Origin of the sequence: Actinoplanes sp. SE50/110 (assembly GCF_900119315.1) — a bacterium.
Lineage (GTDB): Bacteria > Actinomycetota > Actinomycetes > Mycobacteriales > Micromonosporaceae > Actinoplanes.
Genome location: NZ_LT827010.1, coordinates 1,588,179 through 1,606,988, shown reverse-complemented (window position 1 = coordinate 1,606,988; position 18,810 = coordinate 1,588,179). Strand labels below are relative to the sequence as shown.

15 protein-coding genes and 1 tRNA gene are annotated in these 18,810 nt (G+C 72.1%); 11 read left to right on the top strand and 5 right to left on the bottom strand.

Going from position 1 to position 18,810, the window contains the following annotated elements; translation table 11 throughout:
- Positions 1–60: 60 nt before the first annotated feature.
- Complete coding sequence (locus tag ACSP50_RS07250; RefSeq protein WP_014688507.1) at positions 61–675, top strand: hypothetical protein; 615 nt, start codon at positions 61–63, stop codon at positions 673–675.
- Positions 676–1,807: 1,132 nt separating this feature from the next.
- On the opposite strand, the gene ACSP50_RS07245 is transcribed toward ACSP50_RS07250, so the two are convergent.
- The 4 genes from ACSP50_RS07245 to ACSP50_RS07230 all read right to left on the bottom strand — a co-directional run bounded on the left by ACSP50_RS07245 (position 1,808) and on the right by ACSP50_RS07230 (position 5,513).
- Positions 1,808–1,879, bottom strand: a tRNA-Val gene (locus tag ACSP50_RS07245).
- Positions 1,880–1,917: 38 nt separating this feature from the next.
- On the bottom strand, positions 1,918–2,382 hold the full coding sequence (locus ACSP50_RS07240) for a peroxiredoxin (RefSeq protein WP_014688505.1): 465 nt from the start codon (positions 2,380–2,382) through the stop codon (positions 1,918–1,920).
- A gap of 317 nt (positions 2,383–2,699) precedes the next feature.
- Complete coding sequence (locus tag ACSP50_RS07235) at positions 2,700–3,131, bottom strand: DUF3052 domain-containing protein (RefSeq protein ID WP_014688504.1); 432 nt, start codon at positions 3,129–3,131, stop codon at positions 2,700–2,702.
- A gap of 108 nt (positions 3,132–3,239) precedes the next feature.
- Entirely contained in the window at positions 3,240–5,513 is a 2,274-nt protein-coding gene (locus ACSP50_RS07230; RefSeq protein WP_014688503.1) for a transketolase C-terminal domain-containing protein, read from the bottom strand.
- Positions 5,514–5,656: 143 nt separating this feature from the next.
- Between ACSP50_RS07230 and ACSP50_RS07225 the strand changes: the two genes are divergently transcribed.
- From ACSP50_RS07225 to ACSP50_RS07210, 4 genes are all read left to right on the top strand, one after another.
- Positions 5,657–6,061 (top strand): YjbQ family protein, encoded by a 405-nt coding sequence (locus tag ACSP50_RS07225; protein WP_014688502.1) that lies wholly within the window; start codon positions 5,657–5,659, stop codon positions 6,059–6,061.
- Positions 6,062–6,214: 153 nt separating this feature from the next.
- On the top strand, positions 6,215–8,953 hold the full coding sequence (gene aceE, locus ACSP50_RS07220; protein WP_014688501.1) for a pyruvate dehydrogenase (acetyl-transferring), homodimeric type: 2,739 nt from the start codon (positions 6,215–6,217) through the stop codon (positions 8,951–8,953).
- 94 nt (positions 8,954–9,047) lie between these two features.
- A complete protein-coding gene (gene gltX / locus ACSP50_RS07215) occupies positions 9,048–10,460 on the top strand; it encodes a glutamate--tRNA ligase (RefSeq protein ID WP_080127746.1) in 1,413 nt (470 codons plus the stop codon).
- 281 nt (positions 10,461–10,741) lie between these two features.
- Positions 10,742–11,458, top strand: coding sequence for a hypothetical protein (locus ACSP50_RS07210; RefSeq protein WP_014688499.1), 717 nt, complete (start codon positions 10,742–10,744; stop codon positions 11,456–11,458).
- A 77-nt stretch (positions 11,459–11,535) separates the two neighbouring features.
- Here ACSP50_RS07210 and ACSP50_RS07205 read toward each other — a convergent pair whose 3' ends face one another.
- Positions 11,536–12,105: a TetR/AcrR family transcriptional regulator gene (locus ACSP50_RS07205; RefSeq protein WP_014688498.1), complete on the bottom strand. Its 570-nt coding sequence runs from the start codon at positions 12,103–12,105 to the stop codon at positions 11,536–11,538.
- Between the two features lie 686 nt (positions 12,106–12,791).
- On the opposite strand from ACSP50_RS07205, the gene ACSP50_RS07195 reads away from it, so the two are divergent.
- The 6 genes from ACSP50_RS07195 (at position 12,792) to ACSP50_RS07170 (ending at position 18,799) form a co-directional block, all read left to right on the top strand.
- Positions 12,792–13,880 carry a CdaR family transcriptional regulator gene (locus tag ACSP50_RS07195; RefSeq protein ID WP_014688496.1) on the top strand — a complete coding sequence of 363 codons (1,089 nt, stop codon included), beginning with the start codon at positions 12,792–12,794 and terminating at the stop codon, positions 13,878–13,880.
- A 154-nt stretch (positions 13,881–14,034) separates the two neighbouring features.
- Entirely contained in the window at positions 14,035–14,964 is a 930-nt protein-coding gene (locus ACSP50_RS07190; protein WP_014688495.1) for an ACP S-malonyltransferase, read from the top strand.
- A 31-nt stretch (positions 14,965–14,995) separates the two neighbouring features.
- Positions 14,996–15,946 (top strand): beta-ketoacyl-ACP synthase III, encoded by a 951-nt coding sequence (locus tag ACSP50_RS07185; RefSeq protein WP_014688494.1) that lies wholly within the window; start codon positions 14,996–14,998, stop codon positions 15,944–15,946.
- A gap of 50 nt (positions 15,947–15,996) precedes the next feature.
- Complete coding sequence (locus ACSP50_RS07180) at positions 15,997–16,239, top strand: acyl carrier protein (RefSeq protein ID WP_014688493.1); 243 nt, start codon at positions 15,997–15,999, stop codon at positions 16,237–16,239.
- Between the two features lies 1 nt (position 16,240).
- Entirely contained in the window at positions 16,241–17,467 is a 1,227-nt protein-coding gene (gene fabF, locus ACSP50_RS07175) for a beta-ketoacyl-ACP synthase II (protein ID WP_014688492.1), read from the top strand.
- Positions 17,468–17,518: 51 nt separating this feature from the next.
- Positions 17,519–18,799, top strand: a complete 1,281-nt coding sequence (locus ACSP50_RS07170; protein WP_014688491.1) for a carboxyl transferase domain-containing protein — start codon at positions 17,519–17,521, stop codon at positions 18,797–18,799.
- Positions 18,800–18,810: the final 11 nt, after the last annotated feature.

The following is an 18,810-nucleotide window of genomic DNA, read 5'->3' as shown; positions in this document are numbered from 1 at the left end:
CCCCTCAGCCGCCCGGCGCACTCCCGAAAAATTGTCAGAGGGTCGCCCTAGGTTCAGTCCATGACCGACACAGCACTCCGGGACTCCCCGATCACCCTCGACCGCCGCCTCCTGCTCGGCGCCACGGATTACGAGGTGACCGTCTTCCCCACCGACGACCAGCGCCTGGAGCTCTGCATAGTGAGCAGCGACGGCGACGGCCGGGTCCTGAGCGAGCTCAGCGGCAGCCTCACCCCGGCCGACCTGCCCACCCTCACCGAGGTCCTCACCTCCACCCTGTCCGGCCTCCGCGCGATGACCACCCCACCACCGGCCACCCCACCACCCACCCCACCCGAGCCTCCCGCCCAGCGCAGCCGGCCCGCCAACCACGGCGCCCGCTGGACCACCGCCGACGACGACCGCCTCCGCGCCCGCTACCGCGAGGGCCCCACCCAGTCCGCCCTCGCCAGAGAGTTCGGCCGCACCCCGGGCGGCATCCGCTCCCGCCTCGAACACCTGGGCGAGCTCCCACCCGGCGCCCCCTGGCGCCCACCCCGACCCACCGCACCCACCGATCCACTCGCCACCACCGGGATCAGCAAGCCCACGCCGCCACAGGCCCAGCCACCCCCGGCCCCCCACTCCGGCGAGCCCGACCCTCGCCTCCCCACCAGGCCTCCCACAGCCGGGTGACCACCACCGGCGGCGGGCCGCTCCCCCAGCGGCCCGCCACCACTCACCCGGTCCACCCTGCCCGCACTCCACCCCACTCGCCCCGGCCACTCGCGGCGAGCCACCCGCCCGCACTCCACCGCACTCGCCCTGGCCACTCGCGGCAAGCCACCCGCCCGCACTCGCTCCGGCCACTCGCGGCGAGCCACCCGGAGCCTGCACCGTCTGCCGTCGCACAACACCTGCGTCCACCGGACAGGAGGCGCGCATCCCGGCCACTCCAGCGCAGTCCAACGGACGACACCCGCGACCCGCTGCGGCGAAAGTCCAGCGGCCGTCAGCTTGAACCTCGCGATGACCACTCACAACCAACCGGCTCGCAGGCCTCCATCGGCCTCAGCCAACAACGCCCATTGCGAACAGTCCGCTCCGGCCAACGACCCACACAACCAACGGCCTACGCACGCCACTGCGCCACCAGAGGGCCGCCGCGGTGAACGGTCGTCGTATTCGGAGCCGGCGCGCCGCACGAGGCGAGGGCGATGAAACCCAGCCCGCAGCGCGCCAGTGGAAGCCGGCGCGGAACGTGCGGCACAAGGCGCAGGGCGCGGAACGCGGCGCAGGGCGCACGCGCGCCGCCAAGCGCACGCGCGGCGCGGGAGACGCGGCGCAGGGCGCGGGGCGCGGATGTAGGAGGCAGGCAGGAAGCTTGCGCGGCCCGAGGCGCAGGCGCGGCCCAAGGCGCAGGCGCGGCCCAAGGCGCAGGCGCGGCCCAAGGCGCAGGCACGGCCGACGCGCAGGCACGGCCGACGCGCAGGCACGGCCCGACGCGCAGGGGAACGCGCGGCGCAGGGCGACGAAAGAAAGCGCACAGCGCGGCAATGGGAGGCGGCGCACAGCGCGAGGCGTGGACGACGGAAGACAACGCGAGGCGAGGGCTTCGAAAACCGACGCGCAGCGCGGGACGAGAACACTGAAAGCCAGCGCGCAGCGCGAGGCGACAGCACTGAAAGCCAGCGCGCAGCGCGAGGCGAGCGCCCCAGAGGCGACCGGGAGCGAACGGAATGCGGGGTTTCCGGGGGCTCGGCCCCCGGAGTCAGCATGACGACCGCCTTGGTCCGCGCACTCCGCGGACAGGGGGTGGCCAAGGTCGTGGGCGCGGTAGGTTTCGAACCTACGACCCCCCGCTTGTAAGGCGGGTGCTCTCCCACTGAGCTACGCGCCCGGTGTTCACCGGAGTGGCCATCCTACCCTGCGCGGGGATCAGGTACCGAGGGTGGCGAGGGCGGTTCGCCAGGCGTGCTGGTCGCGGGTTTCGCCGGGGGTGGTCATTTCGGCGAAGCGGATGGTTCCGGTGGGGTCGATCAGGAAGGTGCCTCGGTTGGCGACGCCGGTCTCCTCGTTGAGGACGCCGTATCGGCGGGCGACTTCGCCGTGGGGCCAGAAGTCGGCGAGCAGGGGGAAGTCGAAGCCTTCCCGGTCGGCCCAGACTTTGTGGCTGTAGACGGAGTCGACGCTGACGGTGAGGACCTGGACCCGCTCATTGACGTAGTCGTCGAGGTGGGCCTGAATTTCGGTCAGTTCGCCGTGGCAGCGACGGGTGAAGGCCAAGGGGTAGAAGACCAGCAGGACTGCTTTGCGGCCGCGGAAGGCGGAGAGGCGTACCTCTTGGTTGTTCTGGTCTTTGAGCAGGAAATCCGGCGCCGGCGCGCCCACCTCGATCGGCACGGCCCCAGCCTAGCCGTCGGTCCCGGCGCCGCGCCGATGGCGGCATGGCGCGGCGGCGGCATCGCGGTCGCCGGGAGCCGGCGCCGTAAGGCAGGTGCGTTGCGGTCGCCGCGAGCCGGCAGCCTTGCGGTCGCCGCGAGCCGGCAGCCTTACGGTCGCCGCGAGTCGCGACGTAAAACAGCAGCATTGAGGTCGCCGGGAGCCGGCGACGTAAAACAGCAGCATTGAGGTCACCGGGAGCCGGCGACGTGCGGTGGGCATGCCGATCGGCCGGCGCCCGGAGGGCGCCGACCAGGCCAGGCGGGGTGGGCGGTGAGCTACTTCTTCTTGGCGCCCCGCGGGGAGACCAGCCGGGCGCCGGTCCAGTCCTTGCCGGCGTTCAGCGTCGAGGTCTGCTGCAGGCCGGCGGTGGGGGCCGACTCGCTGATCTCGCTGGGCTCGACGTGGCCGTCGCGGCCGGCTTTCGGGGTCAGCAGCCACACCACGCCGTTGTCGGCGAGGGGGCCGAGTGCGTCGGTGAGCAGCTCGAACAGGTCACCGTCGCCGTCGCGATACCACAACAGCACCGCGTCGACGACCTCGTCGGTGTCCTCGTCGACCAAATCACCGACGCGTTCGGTCAGGGCGTCACGGAGCTCCTCGTCGACGTCGTCGTCGTAGCCCATCTCCATGACCACCATGTTCGGCTCGAAGCCGAACCGGTCCGCCAGGCTGCGTACGCCGTCGGCCTGACCCGCGGTCGCGCTCACTGTCCAAATCCTCCTAGCCGTGGAAACTCATCAAATAGCACCGGAACCTGGGGGTAGTCCACACACTCCGGCGCTCCGGCGCAAGTGGCGCACCGAGTGTGTGGCAATTTACCGCGCCAGCAGGGCGTGGGCACCCTGTGTGATGGCATCCTCTCCCACCAGCACGTGCTGGGCGGCTGGTCCGAGTGGAACCGGGGCGTCAGCCGCGGCCACCCGGCGGGCGGATCCGACGAAGGAGCCGTCGACCAGGGCGGCGAGCACTCCTTCGCCGACGCCGCCGGAGCGGCGGGTCTCGTCGACGATCAGCACCCGGCCGGTGGCCAGCGACTCGCGCACCAGGTCAGCGACGGGTAGCGGGCTCAGCCAGCGTAGATCGACGACTCGGGTGCCGTACCCGTCGGCGGCCAGCCGGGCCGCCACTCGCAGGGACATCCGCACCCCGCCACCGTACGTGACGATGGTCAGGTCCTGCGCCGTGCCCAGGGTGTAGATGCGGGCGCGGCCGATCGGGGCGTGCTCGGCGGCCCACTGGGCCGGCCCCGGATAGGGCGACAGCCACTCGTTGTCGCCTTGCTGATAGAGGTCCCTCGTCTGATACAGCGCGGCGGGTTCGAGGAAGACGCAGACGCTGCCGTCCAGGTCGGCGGCGGCCAGGCAGGTGCGCAGCATCGGGGCGGCGTCCTGGGCCCGGGCCGGGACGGCGACGACCAGGCCGGGCACGTCGCGGAGCACGGCCAGGGAGTTGTCGTTGTCCAGCGGGCCGCCCAGGCCGTACGGGTCGGCGAGGGCCGGGACGCGCAGCACCAGCGGGTTGCGGTAGGCGCCGGAGGACAGGAACGACATGGTGGCCGCCTCGACCCGCACCTGGTCCTCGCCGCTGTGCAGGCTGCCCAGGCCGGGCAGTTCGGGCACCGGGAGCAGGCCGGCCAGGCCGGCGCCGAGGGCGAGACCGACCACGCTGGTGGTGTCCGGCGGGGTGTCGAAGACCCGGTCGCCGCCGCGGTCGCGGAGTCCGGCGGTGACTCCGTGCCGGCCGCCGCGGGTGGTGCCGGGGCCGAACACGAGCAGGCCGGGCCGGGCGGCGAGGGCGTCGGTGAGGGTCGCGTTGATCGCCTGGGCGAGGGTCATCGGGCCGGCCTGTTCGGGCAGCCGGCCGCCGAAGACGCGGGACCGGTTCGCGCCGGCCGGGCCGAGGGCGCGTTCGGCGGCGTCGGCGATGGCGTGCGCGACCCGCAGTGGGCGGCGTGGAGCGAGCGAGGCGACGATCTCGCCGACGGTGGCGAGTTTCGGTTCGCCGAGCACCTCCTCGGCGGCTTTGCGGACCTGCCAGCCGATCTCGTCGTACCGGGTGATCACCTCGTCGACGGTGAGCAGACCGGTTTCGACGAGCAGCCGGGCGGTCCCGGCGAGCGGGTCGCGGTCCAGGTCGGGGCCGGGGTCCGGGTCCCCCGGGCGGCCCAGCAGTCGGACCGTGCCCAGGTGCAGCACGGCGGGGCGGCGTTCGCGGCGCACGTAGGCGGCCGCCTCGGCGGCGGCGTCGTGGGTGGCGGCCAGGTCGCCGCCGTCGGCGTACGAGTAGCGCACCCCGGGCCGCCCGCGCAGCACCGCGGCGGCCCAGCCGTCCGGGTCGGCGCCGCCGGGCGTGTCGTCCTCGCAGACGAGCAGCAGCGGGATGGGCCGGCCGGCCCGGTCGTGCCAGCCGGCGGCGTGCAGGGCCGCGGTCGCGCCGGGCCGGTCGACCCCGTCGTCGCCGAAGGTGGCGGCCACGATCGCGTCGGCCGGCCAGCGCGGGTCCGGCGAGCGGCTCAACCCGTACGCCAGTCCGACCGCGCGCGGCAGGTGACCCGCCGGCGTCGAGACCACCGGGACCAGGTGCAGCCCGGCGTTGCCGAAGACCTTGTCGCGGCCGCCGCTGATCGGGTCGCGCACCGAGGCGACGACGCCGCGCAGGATGTCGCGGGCGGCGTCCTCCAGCCGGTGGGTCCGGTCGCCGGGGGCCGACGCGGCGGCCCGCATGCAGTAGAACGCCGCGGCCCGGTCGTGCGGCAGGGCCGGATCGTCGCCGCGCAGCGCGGCGGCGACCGCCGCGTTCCCCTCGTGGCCGGACGACGCGACGGTGTGGAAGCCCTCGTTGAAGCTGCGCAGCCAGCGCGCGGCCAGGTCGAGGTGACGGCTGGTGAGCTGGGCGTCGAAGATTTCCAGGGCGCGGGCGCCGGTCAGCGTGGAGCCGTCGCGGACCGGGTCGCCGGGGGCGTGGGGGTGCTCCGGGGGCCGCAGGGCCGAGACCGCATCGCGGAACCGCTCGTCGAGGCTTTGCGGGGTGGTCACGAAATCAGCATCGCGGACCGGGGCGAGCGCTGCCACCCGCCGGAACCCGATCATCTGAGTCGATCTTCCTGCGCGACGGCCCGCCCCGGTGGTGCAATCCTCGGATGATCATGTGCCGGCTGGTCCTGTGGGCGGCCTGGCTGACCGTGACGGCGGCCCTGTTCCTGGCGCTGGACCTGTACACATAGGCTTCCCGGATGCGTAGCGAAGTGATCACCGTCCGGACCGGGAACGCCCCGGTGGTCGTCGACATCACCGCCCGGGCCGAGGATTTCGTCCGGCCGCAGGGGGACGGGCTGCTGCACGTCTTCGTGCCGCACGCGACGGCCGGCCTGGCGATCATCGAGACCGGCGCGGGTTCCGACGACGACCTGCTGACCGCGATCGACGAGCTGCTGCCGGCCGAGGACAGGTGGCGGCACCGGCACGGCTCCCGCGGGCACGGCCGTGACCATGTGCTGCCGGCCTGGATCCCGCCGTACGCCACGCTGCCGGTGGTCGGCGGGCGGATCATGCTCGGCACCTGGCAGTCGATCTGCCTGGTGGATCCGAACGGCGACAACCCGGAGCGTCAGGTGCGCTTTTCCTTCCTGGCCGGGTGACCCCGGAAAGTTACTGGTCAGTACATGTGTCGCGCATCGCTGCGCCGACCGTTAGGCGTGACGATGCCCACCGTTAAGAGGCAGGATGGAGACCTCCGGGCGATACGCCACCTTGATCGCACCGGTTCCGACACTCAACCAAGAGGATTGCCTGTGGCCACGGAGCGCAAGCGCCCGGTGATCAGCGATGGCCTGCCGAGCCAGCTTCCGGACATCGACCCTTCGGAAACGAACGAATGGATCGAGTCCCTCGACGGAGTCATCGACGAGCGGGGCGCCAAACGAGCCCGGTACGTGATGTTGCGCCTGCTGGAGCGCGCTCGTGAACGACAGGTGGGCGTTCCGCCACTGACGTCCACCGACTACATCAACACCATCACGCCGGAGCAGGAGCCGTGGTTCCCCGGTGACGAGTTCGTCGAGCGGCGGATCCGGGCGTACGTCCGGTGGAACGCCGCCATGCTGGTGCACCGCGCGCAGCGTCCCGAGATCGGCGTCGGAGGCCACATCTCGTCGTACGCGTCCAGTGCCAGCCTGTACGAGGTCGGCATGAACCACTTCTTCCGCGGCAAGGACCACCCGGGCGGCGGCGACCAGATCTTCTTCCAGGGCCACGCCTCCCCCGGCATGTACGCCCGGGCGTATCTGGAGGGCCGGCTCACCACCGATCAGCTCGACGGCTTCCGCCAGGAGCTGAGCCACCCGGGCGGCGGCCTCCCGTCGTACCCGCACCCGCGGCTGATGCCGAACTTCTGGGAGTTCCCGACCGTCAGCATGGGCCTCGGCCCGATGAACGCGATCTACCAGGCGCGGTACAACCGCTACCTGCACAACCGCGGCATCAAGGACACCAGCCAGCAGCACGTCTGGGCATTCCTCGGCGACGGCGAGATGGACGAGGTCGAGTCGCTCGGCGCGATCGGCCTGGCGGCCCGCGAGGAGCTGGACAACCTCACCTTCGTGGTCAACTGCAACCTGCAGCGGCTCGACGGCCCGGTGCGTGGCAACGGCAAGGTCATCCAGGAGCTGGAGTCCTTCTTCCGCGGCGCCGGCTGGAACGTGATCAAGGTGGTCTGGGGCCGTGAGTGGGACGCGCTGCTGGCCGCGGACACCGACGGCGCGCTGGTCAACCTGATGAACGTGACGCCGGACGGCGACTACCAGACGTACAAGGGCGAGTCCGGGGCGTACGTGCGCGAGCACTTCTTCGGCCGCGACCCGCGCACCCGCAAGCTGGTCGAGCACATGACCGACGACGAGGTGTGGAACCTCAAGCGCGGCGGCCACGACTACCGCAAGCTGTACGCGGCGTACAAGGCGGCCACCGAGCACACCGGCCAGCCGACGGTGATCCTCGCCAAGACCATCAAGGGCTGGACGCTGGGCTCGCACTTCGAGGCCCGCAACGCCACCCACCAGATGAAGAAGCTGACGCTGGAGGACCTGAAGGGCTTCCGCGACCGGCTCTACCTCGACATCAGCGACAAGCAGCTCGAGGAGAACCCGTACCTCCCGCCGTATTACCACCCCGGCGAGAAGTCCGACGAGTACCAGTACATGCAGCAGCGCCGCCGTGACCTGGGCGGGTACGTCCCGTCCCGGCGCACCAGGGCCAAGTCGCTGGCGATCCCGGACTCGAAGGCGTTCAGCGACATCAAGCGGGGCAGCGGCAAGCAGAAGGTGGCCACCACGATGGCCTTCGTCCGCCTGCTCAAGGACCTGATGAAGGACAAGGAGTTCGGCGCCCGGTGGGTGCCGATCATCCCGGACGAGGCGCGGACCTTCGGGATGGACTCGCTCTTCCCGACCAAGAAGATCTACTCCCCGCACGGTCAGACGTACACCTCGGTGGACCGGGAGCTGTTCCTGTCCTACAAGGAGGCGACGAACGGCCAGATCCTGCACGAGGGGATCAACGAGGCCGGATCGACCGCGAGCTTCATCGCGGCCGGCACGTCGTACGCCACGCACGACGAGCCGATGATCCCGCTGTACATCTTCTACTCGATGTTCGGTTTCCAGCGCACCGCCGACGAGCTGTGGGCGGCGGCCGACCAGATGGCCCGCGGCTTCCTGCTCGGCGCCACCGCCGGCCGGACCACGCTCAACGGTGAGGGTCTGCAGCACGAGGACGGGCACTCGCTGCTGATCGCGGCCACCAACCCGGCCGTCGTGGCGTACGACCCGGCGTTCGCGTTCGAGATCGCGCACATCGTCGAGAACGGCCTGCACCGGATGTACGGGGAGAAGCAGGAGAACATCTTCTACTACCTCACCATCTACAACGAGCCGGCGATCCAGCCGGCCGAGCCGGCGAACGTCGACGCCGAGGGCATCCTCAAGGGCATCTACCGGTACGCCGAGGGCCCGTCGACGAATGGTCCGAAGGCGCAGCTGCTCGCCTCCGGCACCGGCATGCGCTGGGCGCTCAAGGCGCAGGAGCTGCTCGCCCAGGACTGGGGCGTGAGCGCCGACGTGTGGTCGGTCACCTCGTGGGGCGAGCTGCGCCGGGACGCCATCGCGGCCGAGGAGCACAACCTGATGCACCCGAGCGACCAGCCCCGCAAGCCCTACATCCAGCAGAAGCTGGAGGGCACCGAGGGCCCGTCGGTCGCGGTCAGCGACTGGATGCGGGCGGTGCCCGACCTGATCGCCCGCTGGGTGCCCAACGGCTACACCTCGCTGGGCACCGACGGGTTCGGGATGAGCGACACCCGGCATGCGCTGCGCCGCCACTTCCACGTGGACGGCGAGTCGGTGGCCGTCGCCACGCTGCGCGAGCTCGCGCTGCGCGGCAAGGTGCCGGCGCACGTGCCCGGTGAGGCCGCCAAGAAGTACGCGATCGACGACGTGAACGCGGCGCCGGTCGGCGAGACCGGCGGCGACAGCTGATCGATGGGGGCCCGTCGCCGGGGCGGCGGGCCCCTACCGGTGCGTAAAGTGCGCCGCGTCGCATACCGGTGGCCGGCCTCGGTAGTCTGGGGCGGTGACTGTTCGCGTACGTTTCGCACCCTCACCCACCGGCATGTTCCACGTCGGCGGCGCCCGTTCGGCGCTGCAGAACTGGATCTACGCCCAGCAGCACGGTGGTGTCTTCGTGCTCCGGATCGAGGACACCGACGCGGCCCGCAACAAGCCGGAGTGGACCGAGGGCATCATCTCGGCGCTCGACTGGATCGGCATCGAGCGCGGCACGTATGAAGGGCCCTACTACCAGTCCTCGTATGCCGCTGACCACACCGCCGCGGCGACCCGGCTGTACGGCGAGGGCAAGGCGTACTACTGCGACTGCAAGCGCGAGGACGTGATCGCCCGCACGGGCAACACGCACACCGGCTACGACGGCTTCTGCCGCGACCGCGCACTGGGCCCCGGCGAGGGCCGTGCGCTGCGCTTCCGCACCCCGGACGAGGGTGAGACGGTGGTCGTCGACCTGGTCCGCGGCAAGCCCACCTTCGAGAACAAGCTGATCGAGGACTTCGTCATCGCCCGGTCCGACGGCTCGGCGGTGTTCCTGCTGGCGAACGTCGTCGACGACATGAGCATGGGGATCACCCACGTGTTCCGGGCCGAGGAGCATCTGCCGAACACGCCGAAGCAGCAGCTGCTGTGGGAGGCGCTCGGGCGCACCCCGCCGGTGTGGGGTCACGTTCCGGTGATCGTCAACGAGAAGCGGCAGAAGCTCTCCAAGCGCCGTGACAAGGTCGCCCTGGAGTCGTACCGCGACGAGGGTTACCTGGCCGCCGCGATGCGCAACTACCTGATGCTGCTCGGCTGGTCGCCCACCGGGGACCGGGAGATCGTCCCGTGGTCGGTGGTCGAGGAGGAGTACCGGATCGAGGACGTCAACCACGCCCCGGCGTTCTTCGACGTCAAGAAGCTCCGCGCGTTCAACGGGGAGTACATCCGGGCCCTCACCCCGAGCGAGTTCACCCAGTGCTGCGCGCCGTGGCTGACCGGCACCGAGACGATCCCGGCCCCGCCGTGGTCGCCGGAGAAGTTCGACGCCGAGGTGTTCACCACGATCGCCCCGCTGGCGCAGACCCGGATCGCGGTGCTCTCCGAGATCGTGGAGAACGTCGACTTCCTCTTCCTCGACGAGCCGGTGGCCGACGAGGCGTCCTGGGCGAAGGCGATGAAGGACGGCGCGGCCGACATCCTGGACGGCGCCGCCGAGGCCTTCACGGCTCTGCCCGAGTGGACCGCGGAGTCCCTCAAGGCGGCCCTGGAGCGGGTGGGTGAGGCCCGCGGGCTGAAGCTCGGCAAGACCCAGGCGCCGGTCCGGGTGGCGGTCACCGGGCGCACCGTCGGCCTGCCGCTGTTCGAGTCGATCGAGTTGCTCGGCCGGGAGCGCACGCTGGCCCGGATCACCGCCGCGCGGGCGCGTCTTTCCGCCTGATCGCCCTCTTTTACCGCATTCGACGGCCGAGCGCCATAGCTGGTCGTCGAATGCGGTGATGCGGTCCGCTACATGGGTGGCCACCGGCCCCGCGATTTGCGGGCAGTGGGTAATATCTGGCCGCTGATCAACGGCTTTACCGTCCTCGGCGGTCGTCCCCCCACATGGCTCCAATTCACCCTGCCACGAGATGCGGCGGGGCCGGTGCTCGGGAAGGCTGAGAGGTGGATGCACGAGCAGCGGTCCACGTAACCATGTCATCCACGGGCGGGGGAGGTCGGATGGTGGTTCGACAAGCGATGAAACGGGTGGCCGCGGGCGCCGGTGGGCTGGCGATCGCGGCCGCGGTGACGCTGGGCGTGACGCCTGGTGTGGCGTTCGCCACACCGCGGGCACAGGCCGGCACCGCCACGACGGTGGTCACCGGGTCCAGCAGCAAGCCGGCGCCGCAGCCGGACTCGCTGCTGATCACCGGCGATCAGGTGCCGTCGGAGGGCATCAAGGTCCTGCAGTCGGAGGACCCGAAGCTGTTCCGCATGATGCTCAGTGAGGTGAGCTGGCTCTCCTCGGCCACGCCCACCGCCACCGAGCCGCAGAAGGGCAAGCTCGGCCCGAAGTACACGGTCAAGGTCTTCATCAAGGAGGACGCCTCCGAGCTGTACGATCTGTACCCGCTGGCCACCGGCGGCCCGCGGGCGCACCGTCCGACCGGCGCGCCGAACGGCAAGAAGGCGGACGGCTGGTTCTACGGCCGACAGTCGATGTCCGAGTCGCTGCGCCTGAGCGGGGTCCCGCTCAAGGCGAAGCCGGACGTGGTCAACGGCGGCATCGGCGGCGGCATCGGGGAGAACCTGAACTCCTCCGAGCTCGACCCGGTCTCCGGCGCCGGCCACCTGTTCGGCCAGATGCGCCGGCTGCTCCTGCTCAACGGGGCGGTGCTGCTGGTGATCCTCACCGGCCTGGCGGGGATGGCCTTCGTGATCCGCCGCCGCATCTGAAACACCGGCGACGCCCGCACCAGCGATGCCCTGGCCGCGATTCTTCGCGAGCCAGGGCATTTCGCTGTACGCGATGATCAGCGCCGGTCGCCGGCATGGTGATCAGCGACACGTTCGATGAGCGCCACCAGGTCCTCCAGGTCCGCGTCGAACTCCCCCGCCCCGGGGTCCGGGGTGACCGTGGGCAGCCCGCCGGTGACCTCCCCGGTGGTGTAGCCGAGCAGGAACGCGCAGATCATCCGGGCCAGGCGGGGCACCTCGGCGGCCGGAACGCCCGCGTCGTGCAGCAGCCCGCGCAGGGCCGCGGTGAGCCACGAGGCCGAGGCGCCGGCCGCGGAACGGTTCAGCAGCAGCGGGAAGGCGCTCGGGTGGGCGTGCGCGAGCGAGCGGACGGCCCGGCCCAGCGCGCGCAGCCGGGCCTGCCAGCCGATTTCCGCGAGGTCGTCGCCGAGCGTCGTGCCCAGCTCCAGGTGCAGCAGGTCGACCAGGCCGTCGAGCAGGGCGTCCTTGCCACCCACGTAGGGGTAGAGCGCCATCGAGGTGAGGCCCACCCGCTCGGCCACCGCCCGCATCGACATGGCGGCCAGGCCCCGCTCGTCCACCAGGGCGAGAGCCTGGTCCAGGATCAGCCGTCGCTTGTCGTCCACGCGTTCACCGTGACCACCCGGACCCCGTCACTGCGCGAAACGCGCCGGGCCACGGCTCGCACTCACCCCAAAGGGGTGCATGCTCGCGGCGTACCGCCGAGTCGCGCGAAGCGCCGGAAATCCTCTCAGCACCAGCGACCCGGGGGGCGGCCCCGGCCCGCGGCTCGGCGGCGGGGGCGGACGGCGCCGTGAAGGTGGGCGCCCGCCCAGCCGCGCAACTCGGTCCGGCAACCGACCCGGCCCGGCTCCGATGCGACGATCGGCTCCTCCTCGGCCCCCGGTGGCAGGTCCTCAAGGGCGGGATCGATCTCGGCACGCGTGGTGTCGTCCCGTTCCATCATCTCCCCTCCTCGATCCTCGGTATCGGTTGACGGTCGCTTGTTCGGCACCGTCTCTTCATCGGCACGCCCGGGCGCGGGTTGAAGCCTCCGGTCCGCCAGCACACGATGCCAGGTCACCGACCGGAATCGCGGGAGGGGCGCACCGCTACACCGGGCAAATGTCATAAAAATACTGAAAACCGGCAAGGTTCGCGCTCACCGGAAGCGGCGTGACACTCTGGGCCCGTGGCCGAGAGCCGAATTGCCGAACCCGCGCCGGAAGCCCCGGCAAACCCACTCCAGCCTGCGACGTTACGCCGGATCGAGCGGCACGCCGGAGCGCTGGCCAGCTCCGCGGTGGCCCGGATGGAGGAAACGCTGCCGTGGTTCCGGGCGCTCCCGGCCGATCAGCGGTCCTGGGTGATGCTCGTCGCCCAGGCCGGCGTGCGGTCACTGGTCGAGTGGCTGCGGTCCGGGGCCACCGTGGCGGCCAGCACCCAGGAGATCTCCGACGAGGTGTTCGCGGCCGCCCCGCGCGCGCTGGCCCGGGCGATCACGCTGACCCAGACCGTGCAGCTGATCAAGGTGACCATCGACGTGGCCGAGGCCGAGGTGCCCGGCTTCGCCGCGAAGGGCGAGGGCGACCTGCTGCTGCAGGCGATCCTGCGGTTCTCCCGGGAGATCGCGTTTTCCGCGGCCCGGGTCTACGCGCGGGCCGCCGAGTCGCGCGGCGCCTGGGACGCCCGGCTGCAGGCGATGCTGGTCGACGCGCTGCTGCGGGGCGACTCGTCGGACGTGCTGGCCAGTCGGGCGGCCGCGCTCGGCTGGGTCGACTCGCCGCCGGTCGCGGTCGTGGTCGGCCGCTCCCCCGGCGGCGACATCACCGCGGTGCTGCACGCGCTGTACCGGGCCGCCCGGCGCAGCCGGCTGGAGGTGATCGGCGGCCTGCACGGCGACCGGCTGGTGGCGGTGGTCGGCGGGGCGACCGACCCGGTGCTGACCGCCGCCTCGCTGCGGTCCGGCTTCGGCGACGGCCCGATCGTGGCCGGCCCCGGGGTGCCGACGCTGGAACAGGCCACCGAGTCCGCCCGGGCCGCGCTCGCCGGATTCCGTGCCGCGCCGGCCTGGCCGGGCGCACCCAGCCCGGTCGCGGCCGACGCCCTGCTGCCCGAGCGGGCCCTCGCCGGCGACCTGGACGCGCGGCGCAAGCTGCGCAACGACGTGTACGGCCCGCTCTCGCGGGCGGGCAGCGGCCTGCTGGAGACGCTGGACGCGTTCTTCGCCGCGGGCGGGGTGCTGGAGAGCGCGGCCCGGGAGCTCTACGTACACCCGAACACGGTCCGCTACCGCCTGCGCCGGGTCGCCGAGGTCACCACGCTCTCCCCGCTGGACGGGCGGGACGCGTTCGCGCTGCGGATGGCGCTGAGCATCGGGCGGCTGGATCCTGCGACATGAGTCACAGGGGTCAAGTACTAACGACCAGCTCGTCAAATCGCCCTTAAACAGCTCAATTCAACCCCTATTTTGTAGAGAACCTACAAGGCTTGTCGTAGGGTTTCGTCGCGCCCGGCAACCGCGGAACGCTCCCCGATCCGGAAGAGTCGAACACGTGCTCGCCGTACTCTCCCCCGGCCAGGGCTCCCAGAAGCCCGGCTTCCTGGCCCCCTGGCTCGACCTCCCCGGCGCCCGGGACAGCCTGACCACCTGGTCGGCGCTGGCCGGCGTCGACCTCGTCCACCTCGGCACCGAAGCCGGCGCGGAGGAAATCAAGGACACTGCCCGGACCCAGCCACTGCTGGTCGCGGCCGCCCTGCTCGCCACCGCCCAGTTGCCGCTGGAGCAGGTCGCGGTGGTGGCCGGTCACAGCGTCGGCGAGCTCGGCGCGGCCGCCGCGGCCGGCGTCCTGACCCCGGCCGACGCCGTCACGCTGGCCGGCGTCCGCGGCCGGGAGATGGCCGCGGCCTGCGCGCTCGAACCGACCGGGATGTCCGCGGTGCTCGGCGGCGACCCGGACGAGGTGCTGGCCACCATCGAGAAACACGGGCTGCACGCGGCCAACCGCAACGGCGCCGGCCAGGTGGTCGCGGCCGGGGCGCAGGAGGCGCTGGCCGAGTTCGCGGCCGCGCCGCCGGCCAAGGCCCGGGTGATCGCGCTGGCCGTGGCCGGGGCGTTCCACACGCCGTACATGGCGCCCGCGGAAACCGCGCTGGCCGAGGTCGCGAGCGGCACAGCCGTCACCGACCCGGCCCGTACGCTGTTGTCGAACCTGGACGGCACGGCGGTGGCGAGCGGGCGGGAGATGCTCGACCGCCTGGTCCGCCAGATCACCGCCGGCGTCCGCTGGGATCTGTGCATGCGCACGCTCAGGGATCTCGGCGTCACCGCGGTGCTCGAGCTGCCCCCGGCCGGCACCCTCGCCGGTCTGGTCAAGCGGGAGCTGAAGGGCGACGGCGCACCGGAGATCGTCACCCTGAACACGCCGGACGACCTGCCCGCCGCGCGCGATCTGATCGCCCGGCACGCCACGCCCCAGCACTGACGCGCGCAGTCGCGACCGAAGGAGGAACAGGATGACCGCGGGTTCCCGCATCGTCGCGATGGGCCACTACCAGCCCTCGCGGGTGGTCACCAACGACGACCTGACCAAGACCCTGGACACCAACGACGAGTGGATCCGGGACCGGGTCGGGATCGCCGAACGCCGCATCGCCGACACCGAGACGGTCGCCGACATGGCCGGCTTCGCCGCCGAGAAGGCGCTGGCCGCCTCCGGTCTGAGCGCCGCCGACATCGACCTGGTCGTGGTCGCGACCTGCTCGTCGATCGACCGCTGCCCGAACGTCGCCACCCGGGTGGCGAACCGGCTCGGCATCGCGGCCCCCGCGGCGTACGACCTGAACACCGCGTGCTCCGGCTTCTCGTACGCGCTGGGCTCGGCCGACCACGCCATCCGCGCCGGCGCCGCCCGCAACGCGATCGTGATCGGCGCGGAGAAGCTCTCCGATGTCACCGACTGGTCGGACCGCAAGACCGCGGTGCTGTTCGGGGACGCGGCCGGCGCGGCCGTGGTGACCGGGGTGCCGGACGGCGAGGAGCCGGGCGTCGGCCCGGTGCTCTGGGGCTCGGCACCGGACAAGGGCGACGTACTGCGGATCGAGGGCTGGCGGCCGTACATCGAGCAGGAGGGCCAGATCGTCTTCCGCTGGGCGACCACCGCGCTCGCCCCGTTCGCGATCGAGGCCTGCCGGCGCGCCGGGGTCGACCCGTCCGAGCTGGCCGCGTTCGTGCCGCACCAGGCGAACACCCGGATCATCGACGGCATCGTGAAGCGGCTCGGCCTCAGCGACACCGCGATCGTCGCGAAGGACCTGGTCGAGTCCGGCAACACCTCGGCGGCGAGCGTGCCGCTGGCCCTGTCCAAGCTGATCGAGCGCCGGGAGATCCCGTCCGGGGCGCCGGTGCTGCTGTTCGGCTTCGGCGGTGGCCTCACCTACGCCGGGCAGGTTGTTCGCTGCCCGTAAGATTTGCCCATAAACCACCAGTTAACCCGTTTGAGAGGAAAAAACCCACCATGGCTACTCGTGAAGAGATCACCTCCGGCCTCGCCGAGATCCTCGAGGAGGTCGCCGGGGTGAACCCGGACGACGTCGCCGAGGGCAAGTCGTTCACCGATGATCTGGACGTCGACTCGCTGTCGATGGTCGAGGTCGTGGTCGCGGCCGAGGAGAAGTTCGGCGTGAAGATCCCGGACAACGAGGTGCAGAACCTGAAGACCGTCGGCGACGCCGTCAGCTACATCGAGGCGAACGCCTGACATGAGCACCGTAGACGTCGTCGTCACCGGGCTCGGCGCGACGACCCCGTTGGGCGGGGACGTCGCGTCCACCTGGGACGCCATGCTCGCCGGCCGCTCCGGGGTGGGTCCGCTCACCCAGGAGTGGGCCGGTCAGCTCCCGGTCCGCATCGGCGCCCAGCTGGCCGTCGACCCGTCCGAGGTGATCGAACGGGTCCGGATGCGCCGCCTGGACCGCAGTGAGGCCATCGCGATCATCGCGGCCAAGCAGGCCTGGGCCGACTCCGGCCTGGACGGCTCCGGGCTCGACCCGGAACGTCTCGCGGTCAGCTTCGGCAGCGGCATCGGTGGCGCGGTCAGCCTGCTCGACCAGGACGACATCCTGGAGCAGTCCGGCCCGCGGCGGGTCAGCCCGCACACCGTGCCGATGCTCATGCCCAACGGCCCCGCGGCCTACGTCGGCCTGGAGCTCGGCGCCCGCGCCGGCGTCCGGGCGATGGCCAGCGCCTGCGCCACCGGCGCCGAGGCGGTCGCCCTGGGCCTCGACCTGATCCGGGCCGGCCGCGCCGACGTGGTGGTGGCCGGCAGCACCGAGGCGGTGGTGCACCCGCTGCCGATCGCCGGGTTCGCCTCGATGCGCGCCATGTCGACGCGCAACGACGACCCGCAGCGGGCCTCCCGCCCGTGGGACAAGGGCCGGGACGGCTTCGTCCTGGGCGAGGGCGCCGGCGCGCTGATCCTGGAGCGGGCCGACCACGCGGTGGCCCGGGGCGCGCGGATCTACGCCCGGCTGGCCGGTGCCGGGATCACCTCGGACGGCTACGACATCGTCCAGCCCGACCCGGAGTGTGCCGGCGGCATCCGGGCGATGTCCATGGCGGTCCGCGACGCCGGTCTGACCGGCGCCGACATCGTGCACGTCAACGCCCACGCGACCTCGACCCCGGTCGGCGACATGGGCGAGATCAAGGGCATCAAGGCGGCCCTCGGCACGCACCCGGTGATCACCTCGACGAAGTCGATGACCGGGCACCTGCTGGGTGCGGCCGGCGCACTGGAGTCGATCGCCACCATCCTGGCGATCCGCGACAGCGTGGTCCCCCCGACGATCAACCTGGACGACCCGGACGACCGGCTGGACCTCGACGTGGCCGCGCACAAGGCCCGCCCGCTCGACATCCCGGCCGCGATGAACAACTCGTTCGGTTTCGGCGGGCACAACGTGGCGCTGATCTTCACGCGTCCCTGACGTGTCGGGCCGGGCTCGCGAGCCCGGCCCTCCCATCTTGAGGAGGAGCCCGTGGACCGCGATCCGGAATCGCGGCTGCGCGCCCTCTTCGACCACCACACCCTGCGTCCGCTGGCCGTGCCGGACGACTCCGGCGTGCTGCCGGCGCGCGGCACGGTCGACGGCACTCCCGCGATCGCCTTCGCCACCGACCCCGGCCGGATGGGCGGCGCGATCGGCGTCCACGGAAGCCGGCGCATCGTCGAGGCGATCGACCTCGCGGTCCGCGAACGGGTTCCGGTGATCGGCGTCTGGCACTCCGGCGGGGCGCGGCTCGACGAGGGCATGGTGGCGCTGGACGCGGCCGGTCAGGTCGTCGCCGCCACGGTCCGCGCCGCCGGCCGGATCCCGCGGATCTCGCTGCTGCTGGGCCCGGCACTGGGCAGCACCGCCTACGTGCCGGCACTCACCGACGTCGTGATCGCCGGCCCGGAGGCCGACGGCTCGCCGGCCGGCAACCGGCTGACCGGCGGATCGGCTGTCGCCGGTGCGGCGGCCTTCGGCCGGGTCGCGCACGTGATCAGCGACGATGACGAGGCCGCGGTGGGCGCCGCTCGCCGGACCGTCCGGATGCTGGGTCACCCGGGCCGGCTGTCGCCGGCCGACGTCAAACCCGGCAGCACGCTGGGGCGGTCCCTCGACTCACTGCTGCCGGCCGGGATTCGCGGGTACGACGTACGCCCGCTGATCCGTGCCCTGCTCGACGAGCCCGGCCTGGAACTGCAGGAGACGTGGGCGCCCAACGTGGTCACCGCTCTGGGCCGGTTCGCCGGACGCACGATCGGCGTGGTGGCGACCAACCCCGGGCATCTCGATGGCCGGCTGGACGAGGCCGCCGCCGACAAGACCGCCCGCTTCGTCCGGATGTGCGACGCCCGGGCGCTGCCCCTGCTCGTGGTCGTCGACACCCCGGGGCATCTGCCCGGCCCGGAACTGGTGATCAGCGGAGCGCGGCTACTGCACGCCTTCGCCGGAGCCGTGGTACCCCGGGTGACGCTGCTCACCCGGCGCGCGTACGGCGGCGCCTATCTCGCCCTGAACTCCCGCGCTCTGGGCGCCACCGCGGTATTCGCCTGGCCTGACACCGAGCTGGCGGTGCACGACCCGGTCGAGGCCGTGCCGATCCGGCATCACCGGCGGCTGGCCGCGACGGCGCCCGAGGAGCGCGGCGCGCTGCAGGAGCGGCTGGCACGCGAGCAGGCCGAGACCGCCGCCGCGACGGTGGACGCGGTGATCACGCCGGCGGAGACGCGGCGGCGGATCGCCGAGGCATTCGCCGCGGCACCGCTCTGACCCCTCACCTC

What these genes read in the sequence shown, in the direction of transcription:
- ACSP50_RS07230 (WP_014688503.1), bottom strand. Translation starts at nt 5,513, where the DNA reads ATGATCGGGTTCCGGCGGGTGGCAGCGCTCGCCCCGGTCCGCGATGCT.
- ACSP50_RS07250 (WP_014688507.1), top strand. Translation starts at nt 61, where the DNA reads ATGACCGACACAGCACTCCGGGACTCCCCGATCACCCTCGACCGCCGC.
- ACSP50_RS07185 (WP_014688494.1), top strand. Translation starts at nt 14,996, where the DNA reads ATGACCGCGGGTTCCCGCATCGTCGCGATGGGCCACTACCAGCCCTCG.
- fabF (WP_014688492.1), top strand. Translation starts at nt 16,241, where the DNA reads ATGAGCACCGTAGACGTCGTCGTCACCGGGCTCGGCGCGACGACCCCG.
- ACSP50_RS07225 (WP_014688502.1), top strand. Translation starts at nt 5,657, where the DNA reads ATGCGTAGCGAAGTGATCACCGTCCGGACCGGGAACGCCCCGGTGGTC.
- ACSP50_RS07180 (WP_014688493.1), top strand. Translation starts at nt 15,997, where the DNA reads ATGGCTACTCGTGAAGAGATCACCTCCGGCCTCGCCGAGATCCTCGAG.
- ACSP50_RS07195 (WP_014688496.1), top strand. Translation starts at nt 12,792, where the DNA reads ATGGAGGAAACGCTGCCGTGGTTCCGGGCGCTCCCGGCCGATCAGCGG.
- ACSP50_RS07210 (WP_014688499.1), top strand. Translation starts at nt 10,742, where the DNA reads ATGGTGGTTCGACAAGCGATGAAACGGGTGGCCGCGGGCGCCGGTGGG.